Source organism: Corallococcus macrosporus, from assembly GCF_017302985.1.
In the GTDB taxonomy this organism is placed as follows: Bacteria; Myxococcota; Myxococcia; order Myxococcales; family Myxococcaceae; genus Corallococcus; species Corallococcus macrosporus_A.
In genome coordinates, this window is the sequence record NZ_JAFIMU010000003.1 from 118,244 (window position 1) to 142,942 (window position 24,699).

Annotated in this window: 20 protein-coding genes; 16 read left to right on the forward strand and 4 right to left on the reverse strand. The window is 69.4% G+C overall.

The genetic code is table 11. The features are described from left to right. Positions 1 to 19 precede the first annotated feature (19 nt). The 12 genes from JYK02_RS05255 (at position 20) to cglE (ending at position 15,515) form a co-directional block, all read left to right on the forward strand. Positions 20 to 676, forward strand: coding sequence for a HupE/UreJ family protein (locus JYK02_RS05255; protein ID WP_207048811.1), 657 nt, complete (start codon positions 20 to 22; stop codon positions 674 to 676). A 55-nt stretch (positions 677 to 731) separates the two neighbouring features. Continuing rightward, positions 732 to 1,205, forward strand: a complete 474-nt coding sequence (locus JYK02_RS05260; RefSeq protein WP_207048813.1) for a hypothetical protein — start codon at positions 732 to 734, stop codon at positions 1,203 to 1,205. A gap of 79 nt (positions 1,206 to 1,284) precedes the next feature. Continuing rightward, positions 1,285 to 2,055: a hypothetical protein gene (locus JYK02_RS05265; RefSeq protein ID WP_207048815.1), complete on the forward strand. Its 771-nt coding sequence runs from the start codon at positions 1,285 to 1,287 to the stop codon at positions 2,053 to 2,055. A gap of 143 nt (positions 2,056 to 2,198) precedes the next feature. After that, the gene (gene rplC / locus JYK02_RS05270; protein WP_207048817.1) at positions 2,199 to 2,867 is read left to right on the forward strand and encodes a 50S ribosomal protein L3; all 669 of its coding nucleotides are present in this window, start codon (positions 2,199 to 2,201) and stop codon (positions 2,865 to 2,867) included. Between the two features lie 305 nt (positions 2,868 to 3,172). After that, positions 3,173 to 3,991, forward strand: coding sequence for an outer membrane beta-barrel domain-containing protein (locus tag JYK02_RS05275; RefSeq protein ID WP_207048819.1), 819 nt, complete (start codon positions 3,173 to 3,175; stop codon positions 3,989 to 3,991). A gap of 9 nt (positions 3,992 to 4,000) precedes the next feature. Next, positions 4,001 to 5,215, forward strand: coding sequence for an outer membrane beta-barrel domain-containing protein (locus JYK02_RS05280; RefSeq protein WP_207048821.1), 1,215 nt, complete (start codon positions 4,001 to 4,003; stop codon positions 5,213 to 5,215). Between the two features lie 2 nt (positions 5,216 to 5,217). Continuing rightward, the gene (locus JYK02_RS05285) at positions 5,218 to 6,756 is read left to right on the forward strand and encodes a tetratricopeptide repeat protein (protein ID WP_207048823.1); all 1,539 of its coding nucleotides are present in this window, start codon (positions 5,218 to 5,220) and stop codon (positions 6,754 to 6,756) included. Positions 6,757 to 7,018: 262 nt separating this feature from the next. Beyond that, positions 7,019 to 10,678, forward strand: coding sequence for a tetratricopeptide repeat protein (locus JYK02_RS05290; protein ID WP_207048825.1), 3,660 nt, complete (start codon positions 7,019 to 7,021; stop codon positions 10,676 to 10,678). Beyond that, entirely contained in the window at positions 10,675 to 12,159 is a 1,485-nt protein-coding gene (locus JYK02_RS05295; protein ID WP_207048833.1) for a tetratricopeptide repeat protein, read from the forward strand. The genes JYK02_RS05290 and JYK02_RS05295 overlap by 4 nt, the downstream gene beginning before the upstream one ends. Before the next feature lie 157 nt (positions 12,160 to 12,316). Beyond that, on the forward strand, positions 12,317 to 12,604 hold the full coding sequence (locus tag JYK02_RS05300; RefSeq protein WP_120557118.1) for a hypothetical protein: 288 nt from the start codon (positions 12,317 to 12,319) through the stop codon (positions 12,602 to 12,604). 56 nt (positions 12,605 to 12,660) lie between these two features. After that, positions 12,661 to 14,751: a TonB family protein gene (locus tag JYK02_RS05305; RefSeq protein ID WP_207048835.1), complete on the forward strand. Its 2,091-nt coding sequence runs from the start codon at positions 12,661 to 12,663 to the stop codon at positions 14,749 to 14,751. A 164-nt stretch (positions 14,752 to 14,915) separates the two neighbouring features. Further along, the gene (gene cglE / locus JYK02_RS05310; protein ID WP_207048976.1) at positions 14,916 to 15,515 is read left to right on the forward strand and encodes an adventurous gliding motility protein CglE; all 600 of its coding nucleotides are present in this window, start codon (positions 14,916 to 14,918) and stop codon (positions 15,513 to 15,515) included. Positions 15,516 to 15,520: 5 nt separating this feature from the next. Here cglE and JYK02_RS40735 read toward each other — a convergent pair whose 3' ends face one another. Beyond that, positions 15,521 to 16,339: a DUF6597 domain-containing transcriptional factor gene (locus JYK02_RS40735; protein WP_207048837.1), complete on the reverse strand. Its 819-nt coding sequence runs from the start codon at positions 16,337 to 16,339 to the stop codon at positions 15,521 to 15,523. Between the two features lie 126 nt (positions 16,340 to 16,465). Between JYK02_RS40735 and JYK02_RS05320 the strand changes: the two genes are divergently transcribed. Continuing rightward, positions 16,466 to 17,272 (forward strand): hypothetical protein, encoded by an 807-nt coding sequence (locus tag JYK02_RS05320; protein WP_207048839.1) that lies wholly within the window; start codon positions 16,466 to 16,468, stop codon positions 17,270 to 17,272. 81 nt (positions 17,273 to 17,353) lie between these two features. On the opposite strand, the gene typA is transcribed toward JYK02_RS05320, so the two are convergent. The 3 genes from typA to JYK02_RS05335 all read right to left on the reverse strand — a co-directional run bounded on the left by typA (position 17,354) and on the right by JYK02_RS05335 (position 21,879). After that, positions 17,354 to 19,204, reverse strand: coding sequence for a translational GTPase TypA (gene typA / locus JYK02_RS05325; RefSeq protein WP_207048847.1), 1,851 nt, complete (start codon positions 19,202 to 19,204; stop codon positions 17,354 to 17,356). Positions 19,205 to 19,369: 165 nt separating this feature from the next. After that, positions 19,370 to 20,293: an alpha/beta fold hydrolase gene (locus tag JYK02_RS05330; RefSeq protein ID WP_207048848.1), complete on the reverse strand. Its 924-nt coding sequence runs from the start codon at positions 20,291 to 20,293 to the stop codon at positions 19,370 to 19,372. Next, the gene (locus JYK02_RS05335; protein ID WP_207048864.1) at positions 20,290 to 21,879 is read right to left on the reverse strand and encodes a sigma 54-interacting transcriptional regulator; all 1,590 of its coding nucleotides are present in this window, start codon (positions 21,877 to 21,879) and stop codon (positions 20,290 to 20,292) included. Before JYK02_RS05335 ends, JYK02_RS05330 begins: the two co-directional genes overlap by 4 nt. Positions 21,880 to 21,992: 113 nt before the next feature. Here JYK02_RS05335 and JYK02_RS05340 point away from each other — a divergent pair, with 113 nt between their 5' ends. The 3 genes from JYK02_RS05340 to rsmD are packed head-to-tail and all read left to right on the forward strand — an operon-like array spanning position 21,993 to position 24,660. Next, positions 21,993 to 23,000: a cation diffusion facilitator family transporter gene (locus tag JYK02_RS05340; RefSeq protein ID WP_207048866.1), complete on the forward strand. Its 1,008-nt coding sequence runs from the start codon at positions 21,993 to 21,995 to the stop codon at positions 22,998 to 23,000. A 48-nt stretch (positions 23,001 to 23,048) separates the two neighbouring features. Continuing rightward, positions 23,049 to 24,092: a hypothetical protein gene (locus tag JYK02_RS05345; RefSeq protein WP_207048867.1), complete on the forward strand. Its 1,044-nt coding sequence runs from the start codon at positions 23,049 to 23,051 to the stop codon at positions 24,090 to 24,092. A gap of 10 nt (positions 24,093 to 24,102) precedes the next feature. Continuing rightward, a complete protein-coding gene (rsmD, locus tag JYK02_RS05350) occupies positions 24,103 to 24,660 on the forward strand; it encodes a 16S rRNA (guanine(966)-N(2))-methyltransferase RsmD (RefSeq protein WP_207048880.1) in 558 nt (185 codons plus the stop codon). The last annotated feature ends 39 nt before the right edge of the window (positions 24,661 to 24,699 follow it).

Below are 24,699 nucleotides of genomic sequence, written 5' to 3' on the forward strand. Positions count from 1 at the left end.
GGGCAGGCTCCTTCGCGCGATGAAGCCGTTTCCCGCTGCCGCCCGGGTGGTGTGCCTGGCCCTGGTCCTGCTGGGGCCGGCCGCCGTCCACGCCCATGAGGTGGAGGTCGCGCCCGCGGCGGTGGAGGGCTTCGCCGGCTGGGTGGGCGAGGGCATCCGCCACATCCTGGCGGGCGCGGATCATCTCCTGTTCCTCTTCGCCGTGTTGCTCGTGGGCGGCACGTTCCGGCGGATCCTCCTGTTGGTGACGTCCTTCACGCTGGCGCACTCGCTGACGCTGGTGATCACCTCGCTGGGCTGGGTGACGCTGAGCGCGCGGGGCACGCGGTGGGCCGAGGCCGCGATTGCCGCCTCCATCCTCTACATGGCGCTGGAGAACCTGCTGCTGCGCCGGCACGGGCACCGCGCGGGGCTCACCTTCCTGTTCGGCCTGGTGCACGGGCTGGGCTTCGCGAGCGTGCTCGGCGGCTACGGGCTGGGGGCTGGCGCGGCGTCCGCGCTCGTGGGCTTCAACCTGGGCGTGGAGCTGGGGCAGGCGGCGGTGGTGGCCTTCCTGGTGCCCGTGCTGCGCATCGTCCAGCGCAGGCCCCGGTTGCACTCGAAGGTTGTGCGCCTGTCATCCATCTGCCTCGCGGGGGTGGGGCTTTATTGGATGGTTGCTCGTGCGGTCGGTTGAATTGCCCCAGCTGCGTTCCTAGCTTGCGTCTGACGAGGGTGGGGGAGGGACGCTGATGGGTGCGAGGCATACCCGGCTGGCCGCTGCACTGGCCGCCGCGTGGGAGGCGGAAGTGGTGTCAGCTCGTCGCATGACGGGGCTGGCGGAGCGCATGAACGACGCGCGGGTCCGGGCGCGGCTGATGGTGCTGGCCGCGTTCTGCCGCGCCCATGCGTCCCGGCTGCTGGCCCGGCTGGCGGCGCTGGGACGCGGGCCGCTGCCGGTGCCTCCAGAGGAAATCGATCTGGATCCGGACACGGTGCTGGAGCTGCGCCGGGAGGGGGCCTTCGCCCGCGCGTCGGCCGCGCGCTACGAGACCACCGCGGAGATGGCTCGCCAGCACGCGGACCTGTCGTCCGCGTGGGTGTGCGAACTCAACCGGACCGAGGAGCAGGACCGCGCGCGGGAGCTGCTCGCCCTGGCGGAAGGCGCCCTGGCGGCGGTGCGGCGGGGCGAGTCCCAGGCCATCGCGGCCCCCGCGGACTCCTGAGGGAGGTGACAGGGCCGGGCGCTTTTCGGACGCGCTCGGCCGGTGACAGTCCTGGCGACTTGGGCGTATGACTCCGCCCATGGCGAAGGAGAGCTACAACGATCTCATCTTCCAGCTCGGCGACCTGGCCCGGGACGTCCTCCCGGGCAAGCCGAACTGCCCCCGCTCCATGGAACGCGTCTACCGCGCCGAAGAGGTGCTGGAGGCGCGCCGGGACGAGCTGGCGGCGCTGGAAGCGGAGATGAACGACGAGGACGTGGCCTTTCAGGACTTCCTGGCGCAGCACGAGGACGAGTGCGCCGCCCAGAAGCAGATCACCGGCCGGTTCCAGAAGGCCGTGACGGCCGTGGAAGGCAAGGTGAAGGGGCTGCGCAAGACGCTGGACACGCGCCGCGCCGACCTGCGCTACGCCGTGGCGGGCCTCAAGAAGCTGGAGGCGAAGCTCGCGGACCTGGAGATGACCACCCAGGACCCCGTCAAGCTGGACACCGCCCGGCAGAATCTGAAGAAGAACCGCATCGCCCAGATGCGCCTGGCCCGCGAGGTGGAGGACTGGGAGGCCCAGCTGTCCTCCGCCCTCACGCCCGCCCCCGGTCAGCCCGGCGCGGCCGGCATCCTGGCGCACAAGCGCCTGATCGAGCTGGAGGACGCCGCCGCGGAGCAGAAGCGGGAGCACGACGCCAAGATGGCGGAGCTCGACCAGGCCATCGCCGCCAAGGAGGAGGAGATCAAGGGCGCGGAAGATTATCTGGATCAAGCCCTGTTCCTCCTCGGCGAAGAGGTGTATGCCCAGCGCATCGCGGATAAGCAGCTCGACCCCTACTACCCGCGGTTGGATGTCGCGCAGTGAGGGGGACGCCCACCCTTGGTGCTTGACGTAGGGGACGTGTTTGCTATCTTGCGCCGCTTCCTGGCGGCCGCGGGGACGCGTGTAGGCCAGTTCATTGATTTCATTGGGCTTTCAGCGCCACGGGCGCTCGCTGTGAGGACGACGTGAAGGGTCTGATTGGCAAGAAGATCGGCATGACCCAGGTGTTCAACGACGAGGGCAACCTCGTTCCGGTGACGGTCATCGACGTCAACACCTGTCTGGTGGTCGGCAAGCGCACCCCGGAGAAGGATCAGTACTCCGCGGTGACCGTGGGCTTTGGCGAAATCCGCGAGAAGATCCTGAACAAGCCGCAGCTCGGCTTCTTCAAGAAGGCCAGCGCCACGCCGCGCCGCCACCTGCGTGAGTTCCGCGTCACGGCCGAGGAGGCCGCGGGCTTCAACGTGGGCGACGCCATCAAGGCGGACATGTTCGCCAAGGGCGAGCTGGTGGACGTCACGGGCGTGACCAAGGGTCGCGGCTTCTCCGGCGTCATGCGCCGCTGGAGCTTCAAGGGTTCGCAGACCAAGACGCACGGTACGCACGAGTATCAGCGTCACCCGGGCGCCATCGGTCAGCGTAAGACGCCGGGCCGTACGTACCCGAACAAGAAGATGCCGGGTCACTACGGCGTCGAGCGCGTCACCACGCAGAACCTGACCGTGGTGGACGTGGACGTGGAGAAGGGCCTGGTGCTCGTCAAGGGCGCGGTGGCCGGCCACAACGACGGCATCGTCATCGTGCGCCCCTCCATCAAGGTGGCCATGCGCGCGCAGCACAAGGCCGCGCGCTGATTCGCAGCCGCTGACGCCGGGGCGCTTCACCGCGCCCCGCTCGACGCCCCGCTTCCGGCACCTTCGGGTCCCGGGCGGGGCGTTCGTCGTTTCCGGAGGCGCGAGGCCCCGCATCCTCCTGGAAACGTTGAGTGATGGTCGCCCTGGCGACAAAGGGCGAAAACTTTACCGACTGCCGCTGGGATCCGCTTGCGGTGAAGGGGCGCCGTGCTCACATGGCTGTCCCACGCCGGAGCCTCGCCGTCCAAGCAGACGGGTTGCCCTCCGGATCACCCAACGGCCCACCCCCGGGCCGGGCAGGAGATATGAACGCACGCACGCTTCGCGTCTTCGCCGCGCTGAGCCTCTCGCTGACGGCGCTCGGCGCCGCCGCACAGGAAGACGGCGTCCTGGACTCGGCGGTCGTCCGCAACCGGCTCTACAAGCCCGCGGGCCATCCGGAGCTGTCCCTGTCCGTGGGTCTGCCAGTGCAGACGCACCTGACGGCGCACTACTTCTTCAACGTAGGCCTGGCCTACAACCTCTTCGACACGTTCGCGCTGGAGGCGCGCGCGGGCTACGCCGCCAGCCGCCACACGGGCCTGGCGCGCTCCATCTCCGAGTCCTTCCTGGACCGCGAGGACAAGCGCGTCACGGACGAGCTGGAGGACATGTGGCGGATGAACCTGCACGGCGTCGTCGGCGCCCGGTGGGCTCCCATCTACGGGAAGATCTCCCTCGTCGCGGACATCCCGGTGCACTTCCAGACGTACCTCTGGGCGGGCGGCGGCCTCACCAACCTCAAGCGCCAGTCGGTCATCCAGTGCACCCAGGTGGTGGACCGGGCCGCGGGCGTCTGTGACAACCGCACGGACGTGACGGACCGGGGCAGCGCCACGGAGAACTACTGGGTGAAGGAGTCGCGCGTGGCGCCGGTGGTGTCCGCCGCGCTGGGCTTCCGCTTCTTCATCAAGGAGCAGCACGGCATCCGGCTGGAGCTGCGCGACTGGATCTTCAAGGACAGCTACAGCGTGAACCTGCTGCGCGACGACTGGGAGGCCGGCAAGGCCACCGGCGAGCCCGCCGGCAGCCCGGGCCTCACGCACCTGGTGCAGTTCGACCTCGGCTACACCTTCTCCTTCTGACCCCTTCCTATGCGACCCTTCCGTTCCATCGCGCTCCTCGTCGCCGCGGTGCCTGCCCTCGCGTTCGCGCAAGGCGCCGCCCCGGCGCAGCCGCCGGCCGCTCCGGGTCCGGATGCGACCGCGCCGGCCTCTCCTTCACCCGCGGAACCGCCGGAGCGCCAGCGCACCGAGCGCGCCGCGCCCGCCGTTCCCCAGACGTCTCCGGAGGCGGCGCCGGCCCGGCCGTCCGCGCCCGCCACCCCTGAAGAGGACGACACGGGCGGCACGCCGTCGTCGTCCCAGGCTCCAGAGGCGCAGGCTCCGGCGGCCACTCCTCCCGCGGACGCGCCGGTGCTGGACTCCGGTGAGGCGCCGCGCACCACGGACGCGCAGCAGCAGCGGCTGGTGAATGGCGCGCCGCTCTACAACCCGAACGTCAACGTCCACATCGTCCAGAAGAAGCGCTTCGCGGACGAGGGCAAGCACGAGCTGGTGCTGTACCCCGGCGTCGTGCAGGTGAACGGCAAGTTCACCAACCACGTGGGCACCGCGCTGCACTACGTCTACCACCTGCAGGAGAACTTCGCCCTCCAGGTGGGCGGCCAGTACAACTGGTACTCCGACGAGAGCGACTTCAACCTGGAGCTCATCGACAAGGTGCGCGAGCAGGCCCAGGCCGCGTCGTCGCTGCTGCTCCAGTGGGGCGCGCACGCGGGCGTGGAGGTGACGCCGCTCTACGGCAAGTTCGCCTTCTTCAACAACTCGCTGGCGCAGTTCAGCCTGGTGCTCAGCGGCGGCGCGGGCATCGGCAAGACGCGCCACCTCATCCGCCCGGAGGTGGCGAACGAGGTGGAGGGCCAGACGTACCAGGTGCCCGCGCGCTTCGGCGACACGGGCAACAAGTTCCTGGGTGAGGTGGGCGGCGGCTTCCGCGTGCAGTTCGGCGAGTCCTACGCCATCCGCCTGGAGGTGCGCGACCTCATCTACACCGCGCGCGTGGACAAGGTGGACGGCTGCAACCTGGCGGACTTCGAGGCGCTGGAGGCCGCGCGTGCCGCCAACCAGCCCTTCGACGGCCTCAACCTGAGCGGCAGCTGCCAGGTCTCCAAGTTCGACGGCGTGGACCCGAAGACGAAGAAGAACTACCGCGAGGACATCATCCTCGGGCGGGACCTCGTCGCCGAGCCTTCGTCGGACGTCCTCAACAACGTCAGCTTCTACGCTGGCTTCTCGGTGCTCTTCTAGCCATGTCCCGACTGCTCCGACTCCTCGTCGTCCTCGGGCCCCTCGCCGTGCCCGCCGCCGCGTTCGCCCAGCAGGACGTGGGCACCTACAACCGCGCGCTGTCCGCCTTCAACGAGGGCAAGCTCGACACCGCCGCCCCCCTCTTCGCGCAGCTTGCGGAAGGGGAGGACGCGGACCTGAAGGGCAAGGCCGAGTTCTACCTGGCGCAGACCTTCGCCAAGAAGGAGCTGCCCGTCGCGGCCTTCATCTCCTACGCGGCCATCGTCAACGCCGGCCCCAAGCACCCCTCGTACCTGAAGGCCATCGAGGGGCTGGTGGACATGCAGCAGCGGCTGGATGAGCAGAACCTCATCCCCAGCATCCTCAACCAGGCCTACACCGACGAGGTGCGCGACCAGTGGGTCACGCTGCCCAAGGAGGTCCTGGCGCGCATCAACTACCTGGTCGGCACCGCCAGCCAGCGCCGCATGCGCTTCGAGGAGTCCCGCTCGCTGCTGGAGGCCGTGCCCGCCGACAGCCGCGTCTACGCGAAGGCCCGCTACCTCCTGGGCACGGTGCTCGCCGACCCGCGCTTCCCGGGCCGTCCCGGGGAAGGGGACACGCTGGACAAGGAGGCCATCGCCGCGTTCCAGGCCGTGCTCAACACCAAGGAGCCGCAGGTGGAGCTGCCGGAGACGCGCGAGCTGGCGCTCCTGGCGCTGGGCCGCGTGCACTACCGCCGCGGTGAATACTCGGACGCGGTGAAGGCGTACGAGGGCGTGCCCCGCTACGCGCGCTTCTGGGACCAGGCCCTGTTCGAGAACGGCTTCGCCCGCTTCCAGAACGAGGACTTCGGCGGCGCGCTGGGCAGCCTCCAGGCGCTGCACGCGCCGCAGTTCGAGGGCGCCTTCCAGCCCGAGTCGTGGATCCTCAAGGCCACCGTCTATTACTACTCGTGCCTCTACGACGAGGTGAAGACGACGCTCGCCGCGTTCGACGAGCGCTACGGCCCCATGGCGAAGCAGCTGGAGCCCTTCACCGGCGACGACGTGGCGCCCATCAACGCCTTCAACATGGTGTCCTCGGAGAACCGCCGCCTGCCGCGCGCGGTGTACCTGTGGATCCGCAACAACGAGCGCATCCGCGAAGTGATGCGGACCCTGTCCCGCGTGGACCAGGAGAAGCGCGCCATCAGCGAGGGCCCTTGGCGCGGGACGCCGTTCGCCGCGCAGACCGTGGCGTCGCTCGAGGACATCCGCACCACGCTGCTCCAGGTGGGCGGCACGCTGGCGAAGAACCGCATCAAGGAGGCCGCGGACAACCTCCGCACCTTCTCCGACCAGGCGGAGATCATCCGCGTGCAGACCGCGCTGGATGAGAAGGACCTCTTCTCCGAGGGCGTGGACCAGAAGGCGCTGCTCACCCGCCAGACGCTCTACCGCCCCAAGATGCCCGGCGCGGACTACAACTACTGGCGCTTCCAGGGCGAGTTCTGGATCGACGAGATCGGCTACTACCAGTACACGCTCAAGCGGGGCTGCCCCGCCCGGCAGGAGAAGTAGCAGGGGTAGGCCCCAGGCCCACCTGACAGCCACCGGCAGCACCCCTCGAGGCCCCGCCACCGTGACATCGCGTCACGGGGACGGGGCCTTCTGGCGTGATGTTGAGTCCTGAAAGGTGGGCCGGCGTGATCGCGTACGCCGGGGCACAAGGCACGTTCCGGGCCACTTCTCAATCTGGGTACCCGCGTCTACTTTCCGTCGTCCCTCCCCACTGGGCAGAAGTTTTCCCAGGATGGCGAGGCGCGGTTCTCCAGGAGCTCGCATGAAGGTGGTTCTTCGGTTCGGTGCACTGGCGGTGGGCGTCGCGCTCGCGGCCGGTGGGGTGGGGGAGGCGGCGGAGCAGACGGCACCGCCGCGCAAGGTGGCGACGAAGAAGTCCTCTTCCGCGAAGGCCGCGGCCAGGAAGGCCGAGGCCGCGAGCAAGAAGGAGGAGGCGAAGAAGGCGGAGCTTCCGCCCGGCGTCGCCCCCCAGGACATGCGCAAGGGCCCGGCGCGGGTGAAGCCCGCCACGGCCAAGTTCGCGGACATGCCGCGCATCGCGGACTCCAAGAAGGACGCGCTGGCGGACAAGAAGCGCGACGAGGCCATTGAGGGCTTCAAGCGCCTCATCCCCAAGCTGCAGGAGACGTCCACCCAGAAGGCGGAGATGCAGTACCGCCTGTCGGAGCTCTACTGGGAGAAGTCCAAGTACCTCTACACGCTGGAGATGGAGAAGTTCCTCGCGGCGGAGAAGGCCTACGACGCCGCCGTGGCGCGCGGCGAGAAGGCCACCGCCCCGGAGCAGGACCACCGCGAGTCCGAGCGCTACCGCGCGGAGACGATGCGCATCTACGAGGCCATCCTCAGCGAGTACCCGGACTACCCGGCCCGCGACGAGGTCCTCTTCTCCCTGGGCTACAACCTCTACGAGCTCAACCGCCGCGAGGACGCGGTGGCGCGCTACGAGGAGCTGATCCGCGACTTCCCGAAGTCGCAGTTCGTCCCGGACGCGTACATCCAGCTGGGCAACCACTACTTCGAGAACAACAAGCTCGCGCCCGCCAAGGAGAACTACGAGAAGGCGCGCGACTCCGGCGTTCCGAAGATCTACGCCTACGCGACCTACAAGCTGTCCTGGTGTGACTTCAACGCGGGCGACCTGGACGCGGGCCTGAAGAAGCTCCACGAGGTGGTGGACTACGCCAGCCAGCGCGGCGAGGAGCTGGGCGACCTGCGCACGGAGGCCCTCAACGACCTCACCGTCTTCTACGTCCAGCTGGATCAGCCGAAGGAGGCGCTCGCCTACTTCAAGCAGAAGGCCCCGCCGAAGCGCCAGGGCCGGCTGCTCGCCAAGACGGCCGCGGGCCTGGTGGACGCGGGCCACTTCGACAGCGCCATCCTGGTGTACCGCACGCTCATCGACGACGCGCCCATGGGCGCGAACGCTCCCGAGTACCAGCAGGCCGTGGTGCGCGCCTTCGAAGGCCTGCGCCAGCGCCAGCAGGTCCGCAAGGAGATGAAGCGGATGGTGGACCTCTACCGCCCGGGTGGCGAGTGGTGGACCGCCAACGCGAGCAACGCGGGCGTGCTGCGCAACGCCTTCAGCGTCACCGAAGAGGCCATGCGCGTGATGGTGACCGAGTACCACCAGGAGGCGCAGAAGACGCGCCAGGTGGAGACCTACCGGCTCGCGCGCGACATCTACAAGCAGTACGTGGACGCGTTCGCCTCCAGCGACAACCCGGAGTTCGTCGCGGACTCGGCCTTCAACATCCGCTTCTTCTACGCCGAAATCCTCTGGGCCCTGGAGGAGTGGGAGGCCGCCGCCGGCGAGTACGACGCCGTCGTGGCGTTCAAGATTCCCGACCGCGACTCCGCGAAGGAGGTCTCCAACGAGACCTACCGCAAGTCCGCCGCGTACAACGCGGTGCTCGCCTACGACAAGCTCGTCAAGATTGAACGTGGCCAGCTCTCCAAGAGCGACCTGAAGGACGGCCAGAAGGTCGACGAGAAGAAGGACAAGGGCGACGTCGCCAAGCAGAAGCTGGTGAAGCGCGACGCGAAGGAGCAGGCCGAGCAGCCGCTCACGAAGTTCGAGGACCGGCTGGTCGCCGCGTGCGACACGTACAACACCCTCTTCCCGGGCAACCAGGATGAGATCGACCTGCGCTACCAGGCGGCCGTCATCCTCTACGACCGCGCGCACTTCGTGGACGCGGCCCGCCGCTTCGGGGAGATCATCGAGAAGTTCCCGGAGGAGCGCCGCTCGCGCGACGCCGCGGACCTGACCATGTACGTGCTGGAGAGCCGCGAGGAGTGGCAGGAGCTCAACACGCTCTCGCGGAAGTTCCTCGGCAACAAGAAGCTGTCCAAGCCCGGCTCGGACTTCGCCCTGCGCGTGGCCCGCGTGGTGGAGGGCAGCCAGTACAAGTACGTGGACGAGGTCGTCTACAAGAAGGAGAAGAACCCGGCGAAGGCCGCCGAGGAGTTCCTCGCCTTCGTCACGGAGTTCCCCAAGTCTGAGAACGCGGACCGCGCGCTCACCTACGCCATGGTCATCGCGCAGGAGGCGGGTGAGGTCGACAAGGGCATCACCGCCGGCGAGCGCGTCCTCAAGGAGTACCCGAACAGCAACTTCGAGCTGCAGACCCGCTACACGCTGTCCGGCCTCTACGAGAAGGTCGCCGAGTTCAAGAAGGCCGCGGCCATGTCCGAGTCCTTCGTCGCCGAGTACGACGCGGCGATGAAGGCCCGCGAGTCGCAGTCCAAGAAGGACAAGGAGAAGAAGGCCAGCGCGGTCGCGAAGAAGGACGACACGCCGGGCGCCGTGGAGGACGCGGAGTCCAAGCGCGCGCAGAAGGCCGCCGAGCGCAAGGCGCAGGTGGACGCGGCGGGTGCGTGGGTGGCGGACGCCCTCTTCAACGCGGGCGTCTGGTACGACGGCCTGGGCGAGTCCCAGAAGGCCGTCAACGCGTGGAACAACTACCTGACGCGCTTCAAGGACCGCAAGGACGTGCCCCAGGTGGCGTTCTCCATCGGCCTCGTGTGGGAGAAGGAGAAGAAGTGGGGCGACGCGGCCCGCGCCTTCGACCGCTTCGTGGAGGACTACGGCCGTGACTCGCGCACCGCCGCGGGGCAGCCGTACCTGGCGCGATACCACCAGCTGCTCGCGTACCAGAAGATGAAGGACGTGCGCGGCCAGGAGAAGGCGCAGGACGAGCTGGTGCGCGGCTGGAACAAGCTGGCGGAGGGCGTGCGCAAGGACACCGCGGTGCTCAACGCTTACGGCCACGCGCGCTTCCTGGCGCTGGAGCCCACGTGGAAGCGCTTCAGCGACATCAAGTTCACGCGCGTCTCCACCATCCGCCGCGACCTGCAGGCCAAGCAGAAGGAGATGCTGCGCGTGGAGAAGGAGTACGCGGCGGTGCTCGCCACGGGCTCCGGCGAGTGGGGCATCGCGGCGCTGACCCGCATCGGCCTCGCGTACGCGGACTTCGCCCGCAACATCATGGACTCGCCGGACCCCTCCGGGCTGGATGACGAACAGCTCAGCATGTACCGCGCGGAGCTGGAGAACCTGGCCATGCCGCTGGAGGAGAAGTCCAGCGAGGCGCTGGAGAAGGGCCTCCAGAAGGCCTACGAGCTGGGCATCTACAGCGAGTGGACGCTGGCCGCGCAGGATCAGATCAACAAGCTGCGCCCGGGCGCCTACGCCCAGGTGAAGCCGGTGACGTACCGGGGCAGCAGTGATTCGCGCATCGCCTCGGGCGTGCTGAAGGACCTCAACGGCCCCATCAGCGCCTCCGCGGAGCCCAAGCCCACCGTCGCGCCGGCGGCGCCGGAGGCCGTGCCCGCCGAGGGCGCGAAGCCCGCCGCTCCGGAAGGGACGCCGGAGGCCGCGAAGCCCGAGCCCACCGCGTCGCTCGAGGGGGTTCAGCCGTGAAGACGAACCACAGCATCGACATCAGCAGCCAGTTGAAGGGGATGGGGACGACGGGGATGAACGGCTTTCGCACCAAGCGGATGTTCCTGGCGGGGGCCTTCGCCTTCGCCTTCACCACGGCCTGCGCCACGGGGCCCCGCCCCACGCCGGTCGCGATGAACACGGTGGAGAAGCCCGCCGTCACCGTGCCCGCCGCGCCCAAGGCCGCTCCGGCGGACAAGGGTGACGCCGACGGCCAGTTCGCCCAGGCCCTGCAGGCCTACGAGGCCGGGGACCTGGACGCCGCGCGCAAGGGCTTCGAGGCGGTTGTCTCCCTGGACCCCAAGGCGCTCAACGCCCGGTTCAACCTGGGCGTCATCGCGGAGAAGCAGGGCCGCCCGGCGGACGCCCGCGCGGCGTACGAGCAGGTGCTCGCCATCGACCCGGCGCACACGCCGTCGGTGATGAACCTGGGGCTGATGCACCGGCACGAGGGCCAGCTGGACGAGGCCCTGTCGCTGTACACGAAGGCGCTCCAGACGCCGGGCCACGAGCACGACGAGCCCGTGCTCAACGCGCTGGCCGCGACGTACCGGCTGGCGGGCAAGCTGGACGAGGCGGAGGCCACCGGCCGGCGCGTGCTCGCGCGCAGCAAGGACAACCCGGAGGCGTACAAGACGCTGGCGCTGGTGGCGTACGACCGCGGCCAGTACCGCCTGGCGGAGTTGCTGGTCATCAACGCGCGCAAGGTCACGCCGGACGACCCGGCCATCTCCAACACGCTGGGGATGATCTACCTGAAGATGGACGACCGCCCGCGCGCCCTGGCCCAGTTCCAGAAGGCCGTGTCGCTGGATGACAACTTCGCGCCCGGCCACCTCAACCTGGGCGCCCTGGCGCTGAGCTACCGCGACTACGCGGGCGCGGAGAAGGCCTTCACCAAGGCCCTGTCCCTGGAGCCCGACGGCCTGGAGGGCCAGCTGTACCTGGCGTACGCGCTGGACGGCCAGAAGGGCGTGGATCCGAAGAAGGGCATGGCCGCGGGCGAGGCGTTCGAGAAGGTGCTCGCGCGCGCCGCGGACAAGCCGGAGGCGGTGTGCGGCGCGGGCTGGGCGTACGCGGCCGACCGCGTGGGCTTCGAGAAGGCCATCGCGTTCCTGGACCGCTGCAAGGAGCTGCCCGTCTCCACGGATCAGGACAAGCAGCTCATCACCGCCAAGGTGAACGGCCTGCAGAACATGCTCAAGAACCCGCCGCCCGCGCCGGCTCCGGCCGCCGCCACGGCGGAGGCGGAGGGCGAGCCCAAGAAGGACGCGGCCGCCACCGGTGGCGCGGGTTCGTCCGTGATGAACCAGCTGCCCCAGGACGCCAACGCGCCCGAGCAGGAGGCCGCTCCGGCCGAAGGCACCGAGGCGGCTCCGGAAGCGGCTCCGGCGGCTCCCGCCGCTGACGAAGCGTCTGGCAATGGACAGGTGGCGCCCGCGCCTGTTCCGGCGCCCTGAAGAAACAACAGTCGCCCTGGCGGGAAGGACGAGAACTTTCTTCCCGCCTCCAGGCCCCCAGGTGCAAGCGGCCGGGCGACTCCCTTAGAATCCAGGGACTTGGAGTTGGTGCGAGCCCTGCAATGGAAGCGCGAAGCGGGCCTGGCGGAGACATCACATGAAACGACTGCTGGCAGCGATGGTGATGGTGGGCGGACTGGGAGTGGCGGCTCCCGCCCTGGCGCAGGACAGCGGCAAGGACTCGGTGAAGATCATCCAGGAGGAGGATCGCACCGTGTACCGCAAGAAGACGGTGATTGATTTCACGGACGTCGCGGTCGAGGGCGAGCTCACGAAGCCGGAAGGCTCCTACGTGCTCAACCGCAAGAAGACGGATTTCCAGAGTCTCATCAAGGTCCGGGAGAACTTCGACCCGGAGCTTCAGAAGTCAGCGGACAATCTTTAGACGGCACAGGTGGCGTTGAACGTTTTCGGGACGGGAAGGGAAGAAGGAAGAACTTCATGGCGGCGGCGAGAAAAAACGGTTTGACGCTTCGGATCACCACCCCCGACGGCTCCATCCAGGAGACGGTTTCGGAGGCGGAGAGTGTCATCGTGGGGTCGGGCGCCCAGGCGGCGGTGAAGATTCAGGATCCGCGCGTGTCCAACCTCCACGTGATGCTGAAGGTGGACAACGATGGCTCCGTGACGGCCATCGACCTGGGCAGTGAAGGCGGCACCCAGGTGTCCGGGCAGAAGCTCATCATCCCCACGGCGCTCAAGCCCGGGGACGTGCTCACGGTGGGCACCTCGCAGGTGGAGGTGCTCTTCGGTGACGCGCCCCGGCCGGTGGCTCCGGCGGCGGCGGTGGCCCAGCCCGGCGTGTTCCAGCAGCGCCCGGTGATGCCACCCACGGCTCCGGTGCCGCCTCCGGCGGTTTCCCACGCGGCTCCGGCAGCGCACGCGGCGCCGGTGCCTCCGAACATGCGGCAGGCGCCTCCGCCTCCGCGGCCCGCGATGAACGCGGCGCCCTCGGCGAACGTGGTGGGCACGGTCAGCACGCCGCGCTCCGCTCCGGCGGGCGCGCTGGGCACCCAGGTGGCGACGAACGTGACGTCCACCCCGGTGTTCGGTCCTCCGGCGCCTCCGGTGGCGGCGCGCAAGGCCACGCCTCCCCAGGTGGCGGCGGCCCGGAAGCCGCAGCCTCCGCCGCACCTGCAGGAGCCGCTGCCCCGGGACGCGCAGCCGACGCCCGACGCGAAGGTGCTGCAGGTCTCCATGCTCTGGGGCGACCAGATGCTGGAGGTCCAGCACTTCAAGGACGGCGCGCCGGTCACCATCGGCGAGGGCGCCAAGAACACCTTCACGGTGTACTCGCCGCAGGTGGGCAAGCGCCACGTGCTCGCGGTGAGCAAGGGCGACAAGCTGGAGCTGCGCGCTCCGGCGGGCTCCGGCGTGTTCGTCACCAACAACGGCGACGTGCGCACGAAGGACGCGCTGCGCGCCGCGGGCCAGCTCAACAACGCCACGCCGGACCAGGAGCAGCTCTTCACCCTGGGCCTGCATGACCGGGCGGAGGTGTCGCTGGGCACCGTGGCGTTCGTGATGCGCTACGTGAAGCCGTCGCCGGCCATCCTGGCGACGTCGCTGGCGGATCGCGACTTCGGCTTCTTCAAGATCGCCGCCATCTGCATCCTCGCCGCCGCCGCGTTCGTCACCGCCATGGTGCTGACGCCGCACACGGAGACGAAGTCCGCGGACGACGTCTTCGAGTCCCAGCAGCGCGTGGCCAAGTTCCTCATCGCCCCGCAGAAGAAGGAGGAGGCGAAGAAGCTCCAGCTCTCCGGCGTGGAAGAGGGCGCCAAGGCCAAGGACGAAGAGGGCAAGTTCGGCAAGCAGGAGGCGAAGCAGGAGGAGGCCGCGCCCTCCAAGCCGGGCACCCCGGTGGTGGACAAGAGCAAGAAGGAGAAGGACCGCCAGGTGGTGGGCAAGGTGGGCCTCCTCGGCGCGCTCAAGGGCATGAAGGGTGGCGCGTCGGACGTGTTCGGTCCGGGCGGCATCGGCACCGGCATCAACAACTCGCTGGGCGGCCTCAAGGGCGGCGCGGCCATGGGTGACGCGCACGGCGTGGGCGGCCTGGGTTCGCGTGGTACGGGCAACGGCGGTGGCGGCACGGCGCTGGGCATCGGCGGCCTGGGCACCCAGGGCAACGGCCGGGGCACGGGCGGCTCGGGCGGCATCGACCTGGGCGGCCGTGGCAAGTCCGTCACCAAGGTCATCCCCGGCAAGACGACGGTGATTGGCGGCCTGGACAAGGACGTCATCGCCAAGGTCATCCGGCGGCACCAGAACGAGATCAAGTACTGCTACGAGTCGGAGCTGAACAAGAACCCGGCGCTGGCAGGCAAGGTCGCGGTGGCCTTCACCATCGACCCGGCGGGCGCGGTGGCGGACGCCAGCGTGTCGGAGTCCACGCTGGGCAGCACCCCGGCGGAGCAGTGCATGATCTCCCGCATCCGCCGCTGGAAGTTCCCGGAGCCCAAGGGCGGCGGCGTGGTGAACGTGACGTACCCCTGGCTGTTCTCGCCCTCGGGCGCGGACGCCGCTGAGTAGTCCGGGGCGCGATCCGTAGACTGGAAGACCGAAGTGGCGTGGACGAAACGGTCCACGCCATTTTCGTTTTTCCCCGCTGCCGTTTCGTGCCGGGCATCACTACTGTCCGTGCCGCTGCTGCCCGGAGTGCGAGGGAGCAGGAGGACAACGTGACGGGAGGAGTCGTGAGGAAGTCGCTGCTGTTGGCCGCGTTCGCGCTGGCGACGCCGGCCCTGGGAGCCACCCCGCCGGAGGGCGTCCCGTTCGAGCCGCGCCGGGGGTTCTTCACCGAGACCGACGTCGGGGTGTTCTTCACGGTGGGCGGCGAGAACAGCTACTCCAACGCGCAGTCGTACGTGCAGCTGGGCATCGGCTACGACCTGACGGAGCGGCTGTCGCTGGGCGCTCACTTCGCGTTGGGCTCGTCCGCGCAGAACTGCTTCGCGGGCTACCTGCCGGACTCCAACGTCTGCGCGCTGTCGGACAACTTCACGGTGGCCTTCGGCAACCTGACGGCCGCGTACCACGTGCAGCTGGCCCACCGCTTCTACCTGACGCCCAAGGTGACCGCGGGCTACACGCGCCTGGACCCCACGCCGGTGGATCCGGACGAGGGCGACCCGGGCCGCTCCATCAACGCCTTCAACGCGGGCCTGGGCGTGGGCGTGGAGTACGCCACGTCCTTCGACCACTTCTCCGTCGGCGCGGACCTGCTCGGGCGCTACATCATCGGGCCCAACATCATGTCCTTCGCCGTGTTCCCGCGCGTGAAGTACACGTTCTGAAGCCTTCAGCGCCGCGCCGCCTGCCGGGCGTATCCGGCGGGCGTGTGGCCCACGACGCGGCGGAAGTCGCGGATGAAGTGGGCCTGATCGAAGTAGCCCAGCTCCAGCGCCAGCCGCGCCAGCTCCGGCGGCGGTGATTCGCGCAGCCGCTCCGCGGCTTCCTGCAGCCGGTAGCGCTGGATGACCCACTTGGGGCTCACGCCCACGTAGCGGTTGAACAGCCGCTGCAGCGTGCGCAGGCCCGGGGCGTCCGGCGTGAGCAGGTCCTCCACCTTCGTCACCGCGCGGTCCTCCAGGATGCGTGTGATGAGCCCCTGCACCCGCGCCACGTTCGGATCCGGCGCGGGCCGGTGCGCCCGCAGGAAGGCTTCCGCCAGGGCGATGCGCTCCGCGTCCGCGTCGCGCGTGACGTCCGTGGCGAGGATGGCCGCCTCCAGCTCGCGCGCCGCCGGGCCCAGCAGCGGCGCCGGGGGCACGGTGCGCTGCGTGAGGGCGGACATGGGCGTGCCCACGAAGGGGAAGAAGCCCCCGGGGCGGAACTTGATGCCGAACACGCCGCCCAGCCCCTCCACCGTGATGGAGAAGCGGTCCCGGTTCACACCGCCGATGCGGGACGTGCCGTCCTGGAAGGTCCAGTGAACGGACGGGTGGGGGAGGGTCTGCTGGAGGGAGGGCGGCTGGCCGCGCAGGTCCCAGCGCACGGCCCAGAAGTGCTCGACCCAGGGGCGCAGGTCCTGCGCGGGCAGGACGCGGACGTGCACGAAGTCGCGGGGATCCGCGCGCGGATACAACAGGCCCCGAGGCTTGCCCGCGTTCGATTCCACCGGACCTGGCTTCTACCACCGCTTCGACGGACGGCGGACACGGGCCGCGACCGGGGGGCGGATTCAGCTCCCCAGGCCGTGTGCCCACCGTGGAGGGCACCCTCGCAGCCCCTTCCAGGTACGCCCATGACCCCCGTCGTCCGTTCCCGCGCTCGCGCGTGGGTGCTGATGCTGTCGTTGCTGTCCGTCCCCGCGCTGGCGCAGGGACTCCCCGGCCTGCCGCCACCCGAAGCCTGCTGGAACGCGGTGCCGGACGAGGACCATGACGGCCTGGGGGACAGCTGCGAGCTTCAGGTGGCCGCGGCCTTCATGCCCACGCTGTGGATTGCCCAGGGAGAGAAGGGCGTGGACCGCCGGGCCTACTTCGCGGCGCGACCCCTGAACTCCGCGCTGCGCACGCTGCGCATCTTCTACCTGGACGCCTACTTCGAGGACCACGGCATCCCCAGCCTGGGCATCTTCAACGTCTTCGCGCACGACGGGGACTCCGAGTTCCAGGTGCTGGACGTGCACTATGCCGACGGCCGCTGGTACCTGGACCAGGCCTTCCTGTCCGCGCACCTGGAGACGGCGTGCGACGCGTCGGGCTGGTACTCCTACGCGCAGCTCGAGTACGCGGGCGAGTTCCGGGGCGCGCCGCGCATCTACGTGGCCGTGAACAAGCACGGCGCCTACAACTCGAAGGCCACCTGCGACCGGGGCTGCTACTTCACCGACAGCTGCTCCCAGGGACGGCAGGAGGCGCTGGATCCGGTGAACCGGCTCGCGGCCCGCAACGTGGGCTCGCTGGGCGCGCCGTTGATCAACGCCGTCACCCTGAATGGCCAGACGGAGCGGCTGCTGGACGACGTGGAGTTCAAGGGCTGGGACGACCAGGCGGCCCGGAGCAACTCCACGCCCTACCGCGCGCGCCTGGCCCGCTTCGGCTTCTAGCGGCCCCGGAACGAAGAAGGGGCCGCCACCCGGTGTGTCGGGTGGCGGCCCCTGGAAGCTTCAGGCGTTCAAGGCGAAGGACTACTCCGCCTCGGCGCGCTCCTCGCGCTTGCGGTCGCGCTCGGCGCGGTAGCGCTCGCCGGAGGCCAGCGCCTTCTTGCGCATGCGGATGGACTTGGGCGTCACCTCGACGAGCTCGTCGTCGGCGATCCACTCCAGGGCCTTCTCCAGCCCCATCTCGCGCGGCGGGACGAGGATGACGTTCTCGTCGCGGCCGGCGGCGCGGATGTTGGTGAGCTTCTTCTCGCGGCAGCAGTTGACGTTGAGCTCGGACGGGTGCGCGTGCTCGCCGATGATCATGCCCTCGTACACGGTGGTGCCCGCGCCCACGAAGAGCTGACCGCGCTCCTGGATGCTGAACAGCGCGTACGGCACCGTGTCACCCAGGCGGTCGGAGACCATCGCGCCGTTGGCGCGCTTCGGGATGTAGCCGAACCACGGCTCGAAGCCGTCGAACTGGCTGCTCATGATGCCCTCACCCCGGGTAATCGTGAGGAACTCCGAGCGGAACCCGATGAGGCCGCGCGCGGGGATGCGGAACTGGAGGCGGGTGCGGCCCGAGCCCAGCTGCTGCATGTCCGTCATGCGGCCCTTGCGGGGCCCCAGGCGCTCCGTCACCACGCCCACGCTGTTCTCCGGCACGTCGCAGAAGAGCAGCTCCATGGGCTCATGGACCTGGCCGTCCACCGTCTTGGTGATGGGCTCCGGGTTGGAGGCCGTGAGCTCGTAGCCTTCGCGGCGCATGTTCTCGATGATGACCGCCAGCGCCAGTTCGCCACGGCCCACCACGCGGAACGCGTCCGGCGTCGCGGTGTCCTCCACGCGCACGGCCACGTTGCGGTAGGCCTCGCGGTACAGGCGCTCACGCAGGTTGCGGGAGGTGACGTACTTGCCCTCCTTGCCCGCCAGCGGCCCGTCGTTGACCTTGAAGATCATCATCATCGTGGGCTCGTCCACGGTGATGCGCGGCAGCGCCACGGGCTTCTCGGAGTCCGCGATGGTGTCGCCGATGGAGATCTCCTCGATGCCCGCGATGGAGACGATTTCGCCAGGGCCGGCGTCCGCGATCTCCGTGCGCTTCAGGCCGGAGAAGCCGAACAGCTTCACGACCTTGCCCTGCTGCACCTTGCCGCCCTCGCGGACGACGGACACGGGCATGTTCGGGGTGATGCGGCCCGCCTGCACGCGGCCCACCGCCAGACGGCCGACGTAGTCGTCGTAGTCCAGGTTGGCGACCAAGAGCTGCAGCGTCGTCTGCTCCGCCGGGGGAGCGGGCGGGGGCGGGATGTGCTTGATGATGGCGTCGTACAGCGGCTCCAGCGTCTTGCCCGGCACGTCCAGCGACGTGGAGGCCTGCCCCTGGCGCGCGACCGTGTAGAGGACGGGCATCTCCAGCTGCTCTTCGTTCGCCCCCAGGTCGATGTAGAGCGAGTACACCAGGTCCAGCACTTCCTTGGCCCGGGCGTCCTGACGGTCGATCTTGTTGATGACCAGCACCGTCTTCAGGCCCATGGCCAGCGCCTTGGTGAGCACGAAGCGCGTCTGGGGCAGGGGACCTTCGGCGGCGTCCACCAGCAGGATGACGCCATCGACCAGGCGCAGACCGCGCTCCACCTCGCCACCGAAGTCGGCGTGGCCCGGGGTGTCGATGATGTTGATCTGCATCCCCTTGTAGGAGACGGCAGTGTTCTTCGCGAGGATGGTGATGCCCTTCTCGCGCTCGAGGTCGTTCGAGTCCATGACCCGTTCGGCCACGTGCTCATTGGAACGGAAGGTGCCTGCCTGCCGGAGCAGGTGGTCGACGAGGGTGGTCTTGCCGTGGTCGACGTGAGCGACAATGGCGACGTTGCGGATGTTTTCGCGAGAGATCATGCGGACCAACTGACTGAAAGAAGGTGCGAGGAGAGACGCCCAGGACGGGGTTTCTCAATCCCACCGGAACCCGGAAGGCGGGGGCTTATATGCCGGGGGCTTCCCACCTGCAATGAAGGCGGGTGTCCAGCAGGCAAACAATCAGGCCCCCCGCCCGCCGGGCGCTTATCCCACCTTTGGCGGTGACCCGGCTGTTTCCACCCCCAACCGCTCTCTCAGGAAGCGCTCCACGCGCAGCTCCACGAGCCCCGGGACTTCCAGTGGGGCGGTATGGGTGCCCTCGGAAATCATCAGGAGCTCGGATGCGGGGATGCGCTCGGCCATCTTCCGGGACAGCCACCCCGGGGTGAAGCGGTCCTTTTCCCCGGCGACCACCAGGGTGGGCACGTCGACGTGCTCCAGGTGGTCCTCGGCGGTGTGGTTCGCCAGCGAGTCCAGGGTGCGCACGAACACGACGGGGTCCATGCGGGCCAGGTGGGTGAAGTAGGGCGCCAGGTCGTTGCGCGCGATGAGCTCCGGGTTCATCTCCAGGCGGATGGCCAGCTGCACCACCAGCTCCGTGGTGAGCGCCCCGTGCACGATGCGCGCGGTGTGGCGGGGGAAGCGCTCCACCGCGGACCGGAGCGTGGGGAAGATGCGCTTGAGCAGCGTGGAGTCGTGGAAGGTGTCCAGCGGCATCCCGTAGCTGCCGCACACCAGCACCAGCCCCTCCACGCGCCGGGCGTAGCGGCGGTGGAACTCCAGCGCCACCTGCACGCCCATGGAGTGGCCGAAGAGGACGGCCTTGTCCATGCCCGCCGCGTCCATCACCCGCGCCATGTCATCGCAGGTGTACGCCATGCCAATGCGCGTGCGGTCCGTGGGGACGGTGCTCTTGCCATGGCCCCGGTAGTGCCAGCGCAGCACGCGGTGGCGCCGGCCCAGGTAGGGCAGCAGGTACTTCCACGCGAAGCCGTCACAGCCCAGGCCGTCGCACAGCACCATGCCCGGGCTGCCGTCGCCCCGCACCTGATAGTAGAGGTCCGCGCCGTCGGGCACCCGCAGCGAGTCCTGGCGGAAGGAGACCGCCTGTCCATGGGGCGCGCTCACGCTTCCACCTCTTCCGCGTCCAGCCCTTCGGGGATGCCCTTGTCCAGCCCGTAGCGGGAAATCTTGAGGATGAGGTTGGAGCGGCTGATGCCCAATTCGCGCGACAGCCGGCTCTTGTTGTAGCGGGTGCGCACCAGTCCCTGTTGGATCATCTCCTTCTCCAGGGACTCCACCGCCTCGTGCAGCTTGCCGTGCGCGCGCGGGGCGATGAAGGGCCCGCCTCCGGGGACCACTGCATCGCGGATGCGGCTGGAGAGCAGCTCCGCGGGGATGGTCTCCAGCTCGCCGCCCAGCACCAGCAGCCGTTCAATCTCGTTCTCCAGCTCGCGGATGTTCCCCGGCCACGCGTACGCGCCCAGGATGCCCAGGGCCTCCGGCGCCAGACCCCGCGCGCGCTGGCCCTCGCGGTGGTGCTTGCGCAGGAAGTGGTCGATGAGGACGGGCAGGTCGTCCTTGCGCTCGCGCAGGGGCGGCAGCTGCAGGCGGATGACGTTGATGCGGTAGAAGAGGTCCTCGCGGAACTCGCCGCGCTTCACCAGTTCACCCAGGTCCTTGTGGGTGGCGGCGATGACGCGCACGTCGACCTCGCGGGACTGGGTGCCGCCCACGGGCAGGAAGGTGCCCTCCTGGAGCACGCGCAAGAGCTTCACCTGGAGGGCGGGGGACATGTCGCCCACCTCGTCCAGGAAGAAGGTGCCCGTGTCCGCGACCTCGAAGAGGCCCTTCTTGTCCTTGAGCGCGCCGGTGAAGGCGCCCCGGGTGTGGCCGAAGAGGGCGCTCTCCAGCAGGTTGTCGTTGAAGGCGGAGCAGTTCTGCACGACGAACGGCTTGTCCTTGCGCGGCCCGTTGTGGTGGATGGCGCGCGCCACCAGCTCCTTGCCCGTGCCGGACTCGCCGTTGATGAGGACGGTGGAGTCGGAGTTGGCCACCTTCTCCATCAGGCGGAACACCTCGTTCATGGCCCCGGAGCGGCCGATGATCTTCTCGAAGCGGTAGCGGTTGGACAGCTCGGAGGCCATGGACTGGATGGTCTCCTCCTTGCGCGTGAGCTCCACCTCCTGGTTGGCGATCTCCGTCACCGCGAACTCCAGCAGGTCCGACAGCTTGCTCAGCTCCGAGCCGTCCAGCACCGGCACGCGCTCCGCGGCGCCCTCCAGCTCCAGGAGCGCCCCGGGGGCGATGTCGCGCATCTTGCCCAGCAGCACCTGGCCGTCGCCGGGCGTGAGCGGCTGCCGGGCGAAGCCCTCCACGAAGAGGAAGCCCTCGTACTCGTTGCGGATGTAGAGCGGCGCGCCCACGATGGACAGGCGCAGGTGGCAGTCGTGGAACAGCGAGCGGCGCAGGTTCTTGGCGGCCTTGAACTTCTCATGGAGCACCCGCACCGACTGGGCACACCGCCGCATCCCCTCCCGCGCCCCCAGGGAGTGGCGGCAGAAGTCGTTGGGCGGCGGGATGAAATCCCCGCGCTGCCAGTCGTGCACCACCCCGTGGCGATCCGCGAACGACAGCTCCACCTGCCACCACTTGCGGATGACATCCCTCAACATGACAATGGTGTGCAGATTCTGATGCTTCTCGAAGTCCATCCCCACGGTCCTCGCCCTGTTGCGGATCAGGACAACGGATCTACGGGGTTGTCCGAAATCAATCCAGCGGCACCTGTCCGAATGACGGCGCTGTTCGCGTACCCTGGTTCCCTGTGAGCGCACCCCCACATACACACGGCAGGGCAGGGCACGGCCATTCGCACGACCATGATCATGACCACTCGCACCATGGGCACTCGCACGGCCATGGGCACGGTCATTCGCATGGCCCCAGGAAGGGCGGGCTGGCGGAGGAGCGGCGCAAGGACCGCCGCCGGCTGCTGTTCGCGCTGGGGCTGACGGCGACCATCATGGTGGCGGAGGCGGTGGGTGGCTTCCTCACCAACTCGCTGGCGCTGCTCTCCGACGCCGGGCACATGCTGACGGACGTGTCGGCCATGGTCCTGAGCCTGCTGGCGCTGTGGTTCGCCGGGCGGCCCGCGGACCTGAAGAAGACCTACGGCTACTACCGGATGGAGATTCTGAGCGCGCTCCTCAACGGGGTGCTGCTGCTGGTCATCACCATCTTCATCCTGATGGAGGCCTGGCAGCGCATGCGCACGCCGGCCGCGGTGGAGCTGGGGCCCATGGCGCTGGTGGCGGGCATCGGCCTGGTGGCGAACCTGGCGGCGCTGGGCTTCCTGCACCAGACGCACTCCATGAACGTGCGCGGCGCGTTCCTGCACGTGCTGGGGGACACGCTGTCGTCGGTGGGCGTGCTGATTGGCGCGGGCGTGATGTGGTGGACCGGCTGGTACATCGTGGACCCCATCATCTCCGTGCTCATCTCCGCCATCATCGTCGTGGGCGCGCTGCGGCTGGTGAAGGACGCGGTGGACGTGCTGCTGGAGGCGGTGCCCGCGCACGTGGACCTGGAGCAGGTGCGGGATTTGATGGCGAAGGTGCCGGGTGTGCAGGCGGTGCACGACCTGCATGTGTGGACCATCTCCAGCGGGATGTACGCGCTGTCGGCGCACCTGGTGGTGGCGGACCCCATGGTCTGCAACAACGACGACATCCTGTCCGCGGTGAAGCACGACCTCTTCGACCGCTTCGGCATCGACCACACGACCATCCAGATTGAAAGCCAGTCCTACGCCCACCTGGGCGAGGTGCACTGAGCCCGCGCTTGCGAAAGGGGCGCGGGGCGGGGATTCTCGCCGGCTCCTATGAGCGTGCTGGACAAGGTGTTGTCGCTGCGGCCGGGCAACGTGGTGGCGCGGGTGGGCCCGGGCTCCCGGGTGCCCCTGCTGGATCCGCGTGAGCTGCTGCGGGCGCTGGAGTCCAAGCCCACGGCGCTGCCGTGCCTGCCGGTGCTGGCGAAGGGCGCGCTGCCAGGCCTCCTGCGCGCGGCCCGCGCGGAGGACGCGGTGCTGGGCCTGGCGTGTCCGCACCCGCTGGCGGATCGGGGCGCGCCCGAGCGCTTCGTGCAGGCGGTGCACGCGGCCGCGCAGGAGGCCGAGCACACCCGGCCCCTGTTCCTCCAGGCCGGTCCCATCCGCGTGACGTCCACGGACGCGGACGTGCTGGACGCGCTCCAGGAAGGGCTCTTCCGCGTGGTGGACGCGGGCTTCGCGCTGGTGTCGCTGGACCTGTCCCGCCTCACGTCCTACGAGGCGGTGGAGGCGGTGAACGCGCTGGTGGGCCCGCTCAAGGAGCGCGAGCTGTCGCTGGAGGTGTCCCCGCCGCAGGAGTCCTCCGGAGGCCTGGTGGACGCGTGCGCGACGCTGCTGGAGGGGCTGTCGCAGTGGCAGGTCCCGGTGCGTTTCCTGCGCGTGGCGGACGCGCGGCTGGGGGACGGCGAGCTGGACGTGGAGCTGCTCCGGCGCGTGGTGGAGACCGCGGCCGGGAAGGGCGTGGCGGTGACGGTGGACGACGCGTCCACGGGGGCCGCGCAGGGGCTGTCCAGCTACGTGGCCGCGGGCGTGCGCAAGGTGGACCGGAATGGGCCCCTGGGGCCGCTGGCCCTGCGCGCCTGGCCTCCAGAGGTGCGCGAGCCGGTGGTGGCGCGGGCCCAGGCGGCGGGCATGCCGGCCGGGGAACTCTTGTCCGTGCTGGAGGAGGGGCTGCCGCCCCTGTCGCCCGCCGCGCGCGAGACGCTGGAGGCGCTGTCCTTCGCGGAAGGGACGGAGACGCTGGCGGCGCTGGGGGCGCACCGCTCGGCGTCGGTGGCCATGGCGTTCCTGGCGAAGCCGGACGGCGACCTGGGCTAGAAGGGCGCCCATGCGCATCGTGGCAGGCAGCGCGAAGGGCCGGGCCCTGACGGGGCCCAAGCCGTCGTCCGGACACATCCGCCCCACGGCGGACCGGGTCCGTGAAACCATCTTCAACATGCTGGGCCAGTTCCTGGACGGCCAGGCCGTGCTGGACCTGTACGCGGGCACCGGCGCGCTGGGACTGGAGGCCCTGTCGCGGGGGGCAGGGAGGCTGGTGCTGGTGGATCAGGACCGCGAGGCCCTGGCCCTGTGCCGCAAGAACACCGACGACCTGGGCTTCACCGCCCAGGTGTCCATCCTGGCGCAGCCCGTGGTGCGCGCGCTGCCGGCGCTGGGCAAGCAGGGGGAGAAGTTCGAGCTCGTCTTCGCGGATCCGCCCTACGCGGCGCGCGTGGTGGAGACGGTGCTGGACGCGGTGGTGGCCGCGGGCGTGGTGACACCGGGCGGCACGGTGGTGGTGGAGCACGACAAGCGGGAGGCGGCCCCGGACGCCCACGCCGGGCTCACCCGGGAGGACCAGCGCCGGTTCGGGGACACCCTGGTGAGCTTCTACCGGGCCCCGTGACGTGTGCTTGACCCGCCCCCTGGGCCCGCCGAGACTTCC

Excerpts from the sequence above, each read along its gene's own strand:
- JYK02_RS05255 (WP_207048811.1), top strand. The coding sequence starts at position 20 with ATGAAGCCGTTTCCCGCTGCCGCCCGGGTGGTGTGCCTGGCCCTGGTC.
- JYK02_RS05260 (WP_207048813.1), top strand. The coding sequence starts at position 732 with ATGGGTGCGAGGCATACCCGGCTGGCCGCTGCACTGGCCGCCGCGTGG.
- JYK02_RS05265 (WP_207048815.1), top strand. The coding sequence starts at position 1,285 with ATGGCGAAGGAGAGCTACAACGATCTCATCTTCCAGCTCGGCGACCTG.
- JYK02_RS05275 (WP_207048819.1), top strand. The coding sequence starts at position 3,173 with ATGAACGCACGCACGCTTCGCGTCTTCGCCGCGCTGAGCCTCTCGCTG.
- JYK02_RS05280 (WP_207048821.1), top strand. The coding sequence starts at position 4,001 with ATGCGACCCTTCCGTTCCATCGCGCTCCTCGTCGCCGCGGTGCCTGCC.
- JYK02_RS05285 (WP_207048823.1), top strand. The coding sequence starts at position 5,218 with ATGTCCCGACTGCTCCGACTCCTCGTCGTCCTCGGGCCCCTCGCCGTG.
- JYK02_RS05290 (WP_207048825.1), top strand. The coding sequence starts at position 7,019 with ATGAAGGTGGTTCTTCGGTTCGGTGCACTGGCGGTGGGCGTCGCGCTC.
- JYK02_RS05300 (WP_120557118.1), top strand. The coding sequence starts at position 12,317 with ATGAAACGACTGCTGGCAGCGATGGTGATGGTGGGCGGACTGGGAGTG.
- JYK02_RS05305 (WP_207048835.1), top strand. The coding sequence starts at position 12,661 with ATGGCGGCGGCGAGAAAAAACGGTTTGACGCTTCGGATCACCACCCCC.
- JYK02_RS05320 (WP_207048839.1), top strand. The coding sequence starts at position 16,466 with ATGACCCCCGTCGTCCGTTCCCGCGCTCGCGCGTGGGTGCTGATGCTG.
- typA (WP_207048847.1), bottom strand. The coding sequence starts at position 19,204 with ATGATCTCTCGCGAAAACATCCGCAACGTCGCCATTGTCGCTCACGTC.
- JYK02_RS05335 (WP_207048864.1), bottom strand. The coding sequence starts at position 21,879 with ATGGACTTCGAGAAGCATCAGAATCTGCACACCATTGTCATGTTGAGG.
- JYK02_RS05345 (WP_207048867.1), top strand. The coding sequence starts at position 23,049 with ATGAGCGTGCTGGACAAGGTGTTGTCGCTGCGGCCGGGCAACGTGGTG.
- rsmD (WP_207048880.1), top strand. The coding sequence starts at position 24,103 with ATGCGCATCGTGGCAGGCAGCGCGAAGGGCCGGGCCCTGACGGGGCCC.